Below are 6,000 nucleotides of genomic sequence, written 5' to 3' on the forward strand. Positions count from 1 at the left end.
CGTGACGCTGACATTCTCGGTTGCCGATACCACCATCCAACGCATCATCGAGCAGGAGACCACGTTCCTGCCGGCGCGCGAGATGTTTCCGGACCTCACGTCCGAGATGCTGGCGGCCGAGCGCAACGCGTTGCAAGCGGCCATGGCGCTGGACGCACAGGATACGCTCATCCTGTGCTTCCAGTCCTACGTGGTGAAGACGCCTCACCACACCATCCTGATCGACAGCTGCATCGGCAACGACAAGCCGCGCGCGCGGCCGGTCTGGAACATGAAGACCGACGACACCTATGCGCGGGCGCTCGCGGCCGCGGGCATTTCGGTCGACGACATCGACGTCGTGATGTGCACGCATCTGCACACCGACCACGTCGGCTGGAATACGCGGCTCGACAACGGCCGCTGGGTGCCGACCTTTCCCAAAGCGCGCTACGTGTTCGCGCAAGCCGAATACGACTACTGGGTCGCGCAGAACGCCAAGGCGGAGGTGCCCGCCTTCGCCGACAGCGTGCTGCCTGTCGTCGAGGCCAAGCGCGCCGACATCGTCAGCGACGACTTCACGATCGGCGATCATGTCCGGCTACTGCCGACGCCGGGCCACACGCCCGGCCACGTCGCGGTCGTCATCGGCAAGGGCAAGGACGACGCGGCGTTCTCAGGCGATCTGATGCACTCGCCGCTGCAGCTGACCTATCCCGAGCTGTCACCGAAATTCGACGTCGACCCGAAGCAGGCCGCGGTGACGCGGCGCGCCTTTCTCGAGCGCTATTGCGACACGGCGACGCTGTGCTGCACGGCGCATTTCCCGTCGCCCTCGGTCGGCCGCATCAAGCGCAACGGCAACGGCTTCGCCTGCGAGGCGGTCTAGCCTCAGTCGACGATGAACAGTTTGGCGCCGGTCGCGGTAAACGACCGGTGCGCAGCATCGCCGAAATCCGAGACCTGGTAGCTCATTCCCGCCGACAGCGTGAACTTGCGGCCGTCCTTGAGCTCGCTGACGAGCTCGCCTTCCAGCACAAGCAGGACGTGGCCGCGATCGCACCAGTGATCGGCCAGATAGCCCGGCGTGTACTCGACCTGGCGCACCCTGACGTCGCCGATCATCAGCGTCCGCCAAATCGCCTTGCCCTGCTCACCCGGATGCTCGGTGGCGGGGACAACGGACCAGTCGGTGACCGTGAACGGAAGCGTCGGAATCTTCATGGGAGGCTCTGCGAGGTTGATCAGTCGGTCGGGGCCGCCCCCATCGCATAGAGCGGCGCGCGCCCGAGATCAATTCAGCCGATCGATCCTTGCCCGTCAATCGAACAGGCTCGGCGTGTAGTTCACGGCAGCCCCCTCGATGGCCAGCATCTTCAGCTTGGTGTCAACGCCGCCATTGGCGGAGAAGCCGCCCGGCTTGTTGCCGGCCGCGAGCACGCGGTGGCACGGCACCACGATCGGGCACGGGTTGCGTCCCAGCGCCTGGCCGACCTCGCGCGACAGCTCGACGCCGCCGAGCTGCTTGGCGATGTCGCCATAGGTCAAGGTCCGGCCCGGCGGGATGCGGCGCGCGATGTCGTAGACGCCGCGCTGGAACGCGCTGACGCCGTCGAGATCGAGATCGATGTCGGTCAGATCGTCCGGCGCTCCGGCCAGCAGCGCCTTGATCCGTTGAATGACGCGCTGCACATGCTGCGGCGGCTCGGCTTCGCTGATGCCGGCGTAACGCTGCTGCATCCGGGTACGGATCTGCGTGACGCCGCCCATCGGCAGTTGCACGGCATTGATGCCGCGCGGTCCCCAGGCGATGGCGCAGGTGCCGATCGCGGTCTCGAACAATGCGTAGATCTGGTCTGACATGGCGGGCTCCATCGTCGCGCTGCCCCGTAGCATCTGCCGGGCAAATTAGGCTTGGAGAATGTTGCGATCCACCCGGATTCTGCCAATGTCGACAGGCGCGGCCGGGCCTGCCCCGGCGCAGCCATATCAACACAAGGACCCCGGATGACGCGTTTCCCCTCCCGCCTCGCAGCCCTCGCCTTGCTGACCGCTGCAGCCGGTCTCTCAACGGCCTACGCCGCGCCCGACGAGAAGCTCAAGGCCGCCGCCGAGCAGGCCAAGCCGGCCGTGATCGACAGTCTGCGCGAGATGGTGCTGATCGAATCGGGATCCAGCGACGTCGAGGGTCTGAAGAAGATGGCCGACCTGACCGAAGCCCGGCTCAAGGCGCTCGGCGCCACCACCGAGCGGCGCAAGACCACGCGCGGCGTCGGCGCTGACATGGTGATCGGAACGTTCGAGGGCAGCGGGCGCCGCAAGCTGATGCTGATCGCGCACATGGACACGGTGTACCAGCCCGGCATCCTCAAGACCGAGCCGTATCATGTCGAGGGCGACCTGATCTACGGGCCGGGCATCGCCGACGACAAGGGCGGCGTCGCCGTGATCCTGCACAGCCTGCAGATCCTGAAGGACATGGGCTGGCGCGACTATGCGAAGCTGACGGTGGCGTTCAATCCCGACGAGGAGGTCGGGTCGATCGGCTCCGGCGAGTTCATTGCCGAGCTGGCCGACCAGCACGACGTCGTGCTGTCCTGCGAGCCCACCGCGGCTAAGCCGGCCGCGCCGGTCGACAGCCTGCTGCTCGGCGCCAGCGGAACGGCCACAGCCAAGATGGAGGTGACCGGCCGGGCCTCACATGCCGGCGCCGCGCCTGATCTTGGCCGCAACGCGCTGATCGAACTTTCGCATCAGTTGCTGCAGACAAGGGACGTCGCAAAATCGATCCCCGGCACGCAGCTGAATTGGACCACCGCCACGGCCGGCACCGTGCGCAACCAGATTCCGGAGAAGGCGTCGGCTGGCGGCGACGTGCGCCTCACCGTCGCCGATGGCGTCGAGAAGCTGCAGGCTGCGCTCGACGAGAAGATCAAGAGCCATCTCGTTCCCGACACCGAGGTCAAGGTCACGATCGACAAGGGCCGCCCGCCCTTCGTCGCCTCGGAGCGCGGCCGTGCGCTCGGCAAGGAGGCGCAGGCGATCTACGCCGAGATGGAGCGCCCGCTCGCGCTGGTCGACATGACCGGCGGCGCCACCGACGCCGGCTTCGCCAACCGCAGCGGCAAGGCCATCGTGGTCGAGAGCTTCGGCATCGCCGGCTTCAACTATCATGCACACAACGAGTACATCGACGCGACGACGATCGTCCCTCGCCTGTATTTGATGACGCGCATGCTGATCGAGCAAGGCAAGAAGATGTAGTTTTCAGACAGCGGAGGCAGCCCGGCGCAAAGACCGGGCGCCTCCTGCGAGGACACCTAGCGAGGAGAACGCCATGAAGCTGACGCCGGAGCAAATCGCATTCTTCAACCGCGAGGGCTGGCTGTTCCTGCCCGAGCTGTTCAGCCCGGAGGAGACCGCCTTCCTCGCCCGCGAGGCCGAGACGATCTATGCGGCCAACAGGCCGGAGGTCTGGCGCGAGAAGAGCGGCGTGCCGCGCACGGCGTTTGCAGCGCATCTCTACAACGACGCCTTCCGCGTGCTGGCGGCACATCCACGCATGATCGAGCCGATCGAGCAGATCTTCGGCGAGAAGCTCTATATGCATCAGTTCAAGATCAACGCCAAATCCGCCTTCACCGGCGACGTCTGGCAATGGCATCAGGACTACGGCACCTGGAAGCGCGACGACGGCATGCCGGAGCCGCGCGCGATGAACATCGCGATCTTCCTCGACGAGGTGATGCCGATCAACGGCCCCTTGATGCTGGTGCCGCGCAGCCAGAACGCCGGCGATCTCGAGGCCTCGCACGATCTCGCCACCACGTCCTACCCGCTGTGGACGCTGGACGAGGCGACCGTCACACGCCTCGTGGCCGAAGGCGGCATCGTCGCGCCGACCGGCAAGCCCGGCGGCATGCTGATGTTCCACGGCAATCTCGTGCACGGCTCCGCCGGCAACATCACGCCCTATCCGCGCAAGATCGTGTACCTGACGCTGAACGCGGTCTCCAACCACATCCGCACGCCGACACGCCCGGACTACATCGCGCACCGCGACTTCACGCCGATCGAAGCGCTGCCGGACGATGCGCTGCTGCAACTCGCCCGCGCGCATCGCGAGGCGGCTGAATAATCATCCTCCGTCATTCCGGGGCATCGCGCAGCGATGAGCCCGGAATCCATAACCACCATCGTGAGTATGGATTCCGGGCTCGTGCTGCGCACGCCCCGGAATGACGACGACAACGGACGAGTGACCCATGAACCTCCACGCTCTCCTCCAAGCCCGCGCTACCGCCGGCAAGCCGGTGCGCGTCGCACTGATCGGAGCCGGCAAGTTCGGCTCGATGTTCCTGTCGCAAGTGCCGCATGTGGCGGGCCTCGAGGTGCCCGTGATCGTCGACCTCGATCCCGAGCGCGCGCGCGACGCCTGCCGGACGGTCGGCTGGAGCGCCGAAATGATCGCGCGCACTACATTCACCGCCGACGGGACGAAGGCGCTCGGCGACACCATCGATGTCGTGGTCGAGGCGACCGGCAGCCCGGCCGCGGGCATTCGCCATGCGCGGGCGGCGATCGAGGCGGGCAAGCACATCGTCATGGTCAACGTCGAGGCCGACGTGTTGGCAGGCCCGCTGCTCGCCGAGGAGGCGCGCAAGGCCGGCGTGGTCTATTCGCTCGCCTATGGCGACCAGCCGGCGCTGACGGCGGAGCTGGTCGACTGGGCGCGCGCGACCGGTTTCCACGTCGTCGCCGCCGGCAAGGGCACCAAATATCTGCCGGCCTATCACGACGTCACGCCCGACGGTGTCTGGCAGCATTACGGATTGACGGCGGGCGAAGCGCAGTCGGCCGGCATGAATCCGCAGATGTTCAACTCGTTTCTGGATGGCACCAAGTCCGCGATCGAGATGGCCGCGATCGCCAACGCGACCGGGCTCGACGTGCCCTCGGACGGCCTGCTGTTTCCGCCCTGCGGCGTCGACGATCTGCCGCATATCTTGCGCCCGCGCGAGCGCGGCGGCGTGCTGGAGCGATCGGGACAGGTCGAGGTGGTGTCGTCGCTGGAACGCGACGGCCGGCCGGTGTTTCGCGATCTGCGCTGGGGCGTCTATGTCGTGCTGGAAGCGCCGAACGACTACGCCGCGGACTGCTTCCGGCAGTACGGTCTGAAGACCGATTCCAGCGGCCGCTATGCCGCGATGTACAAGCCGTATCACCTGATCGGGCTGGAGCTGAATATCTCTGTTCTTTCGGCGGCCCTGCGCAACGAGCCGACCGGCCAGCCGCTCGGCTTCCGCGGCGATGTCGTCGCCGTCGCCAAGAAGAACCTGCGCGCCGGCGAGATGCTCGATGGCGAAGGCGGCTACACGGTCTGGGGCAAGGTGTTGCCGGCCAAGACGAGCCTGCAGGTCGGCGCGCTGCCGATCGGATTGGCGCATCGCGTCAAGCTCACGCATGACGTGGCGCGCGGCGCTGTCGTGCGCTGGAGCGATGTCGCGTTCGATGCCGCTGACGAGACCGTCAGGGTCCGCAAGGCGATGGAGCAGATGTTCGCCCGCTGAGCTCCGCGGCATCCTGCAGAGGACAACGCAACAAAAAAGCCCCGACCGGTGGTCGGGGCTTTCGGCATCACGATCTGTCCGATCTTCCTAGTTGTCGTCCTCGCCGAACGCCACGGCGAGCTTGTCGTAGTATTTGACGACGAGATCGATGTTGCCCTTGTTCTCGACCTCCGGCGGCTTCGCCTTCAGCGCAGCGTTGAGATCGTTGAGCACATTCTTCTTGTCGTCGGGCTTCATCTTCTTGTCGGCCTGGACCTGCTCGATCTGGTCCTTGATCACGGCTTCGGGCCCGACATACTTCTTCGTCTTCGGATCGACGCCGCCCATCACCAGGCTGATGTTGTCGACCACGACGTTGAAGTCGTCGTAGCTGGCAAAGCCGTATTTCTTGGCGACGCCGTCGAGCTGCGTGACCACTTTCTGGTCCGGCGGCGCATTCTCGGGCAGCTTG

General features: G+C 66.0%; 7 protein-coding genes (1 of these 7 cut by a window edge). 4 read left to right on the forward strand and 3 right to left on the reverse strand.

Features of this window, described 5'->3' with window-relative positions:
- The first annotated feature begins 1 nt into the window (after position 1).
- A complete protein-coding gene (locus tag ACQR07_RS11540) occupies positions 2 to 868 on the forward strand; it encodes an MBL fold metallo-hydrolase (protein WP_434902421.1) in 867 nt (288 codons plus the stop codon).
- A 2-nt stretch (positions 869 to 870) separates the two neighbouring features.
- Here the strand turns inward: ACQR07_RS11540 and ACQR07_RS11545 are convergent, their stop codons facing one another.
- The gene (locus ACQR07_RS11545) at positions 871 to 1,203 is read right to left on the reverse strand and encodes a DHCW motif cupin fold protein (RefSeq protein WP_434902422.1); all 333 of its coding nucleotides are present in this window, start codon (positions 1,201 to 1,203) and stop codon (positions 871 to 873) included.
- A gap of 96 nt (positions 1,204 to 1,299) precedes the next feature.
- Complete coding sequence (locus tag ACQR07_RS11550; protein ID WP_434902423.1) at positions 1,300 to 1,842, reverse strand: methylated-DNA--[protein]-cysteine S-methyltransferase; 543 nt, start codon at positions 1,840 to 1,842, stop codon at positions 1,300 to 1,302.
- A 144-nt stretch (positions 1,843 to 1,986) separates the two neighbouring features.
- Here ACQR07_RS11550 and ACQR07_RS11555 point away from each other — a divergent pair, with 144 nt between their 5' ends.
- The 3 genes from ACQR07_RS11555 (at position 1,987) to ACQR07_RS11565 (ending at position 5,549) form a co-directional block, all read left to right on the forward strand.
- A complete protein-coding gene (locus ACQR07_RS11555) occupies positions 1,987 to 3,243 on the forward strand; it encodes a M20/M25/M40 family metallo-hydrolase (protein ID WP_434902424.1) in 1,257 nt (418 codons plus the stop codon).
- A 73-nt stretch (positions 3,244 to 3,316) separates the two neighbouring features.
- On the forward strand, positions 3,317 to 4,117 hold the full coding sequence (locus ACQR07_RS11560) for a phytanoyl-CoA dioxygenase family protein (RefSeq protein ID WP_434902425.1): 801 nt from the start codon (positions 3,317 to 3,319) through the stop codon (positions 4,115 to 4,117).
- A 127-nt stretch (positions 4,118 to 4,244) separates the two neighbouring features.
- Positions 4,245 to 5,549, forward strand: a complete 1,305-nt coding sequence (locus tag ACQR07_RS11565; protein WP_434902426.1) for an NAD(P)H-dependent oxidoreductase — start codon at positions 4,245 to 4,247, stop codon at positions 5,547 to 5,549.
- Positions 5,550 to 5,636: 87 nt separating this feature from the next.
- Here ACQR07_RS11565 and ACQR07_RS11570 read toward each other — a convergent pair whose 3' ends face one another.
- On the reverse strand, positions 5,637 to 6,000 hold the 3' portion of the coding sequence (locus tag ACQR07_RS11570) for a hypothetical protein (protein WP_434902427.1). It continues 230 nt past the right edge of the window; 364 of the gene's 594 nt are visible here — the last part of the coding sequence; its start codon lies off the right edge, out of view — the gene reads right to left on this strand; its stop codon occupies positions 5,637 to 5,639.

The sequence above is a fragment of the Bradyrhizobium sp. HKCCYLS20291 genome, from assembly GCF_051167715.1.
Taxonomy (GTDB): domain Bacteria; phylum Pseudomonadota; class Alphaproteobacteria; order Rhizobiales; family Xanthobacteraceae; genus Bradyrhizobium.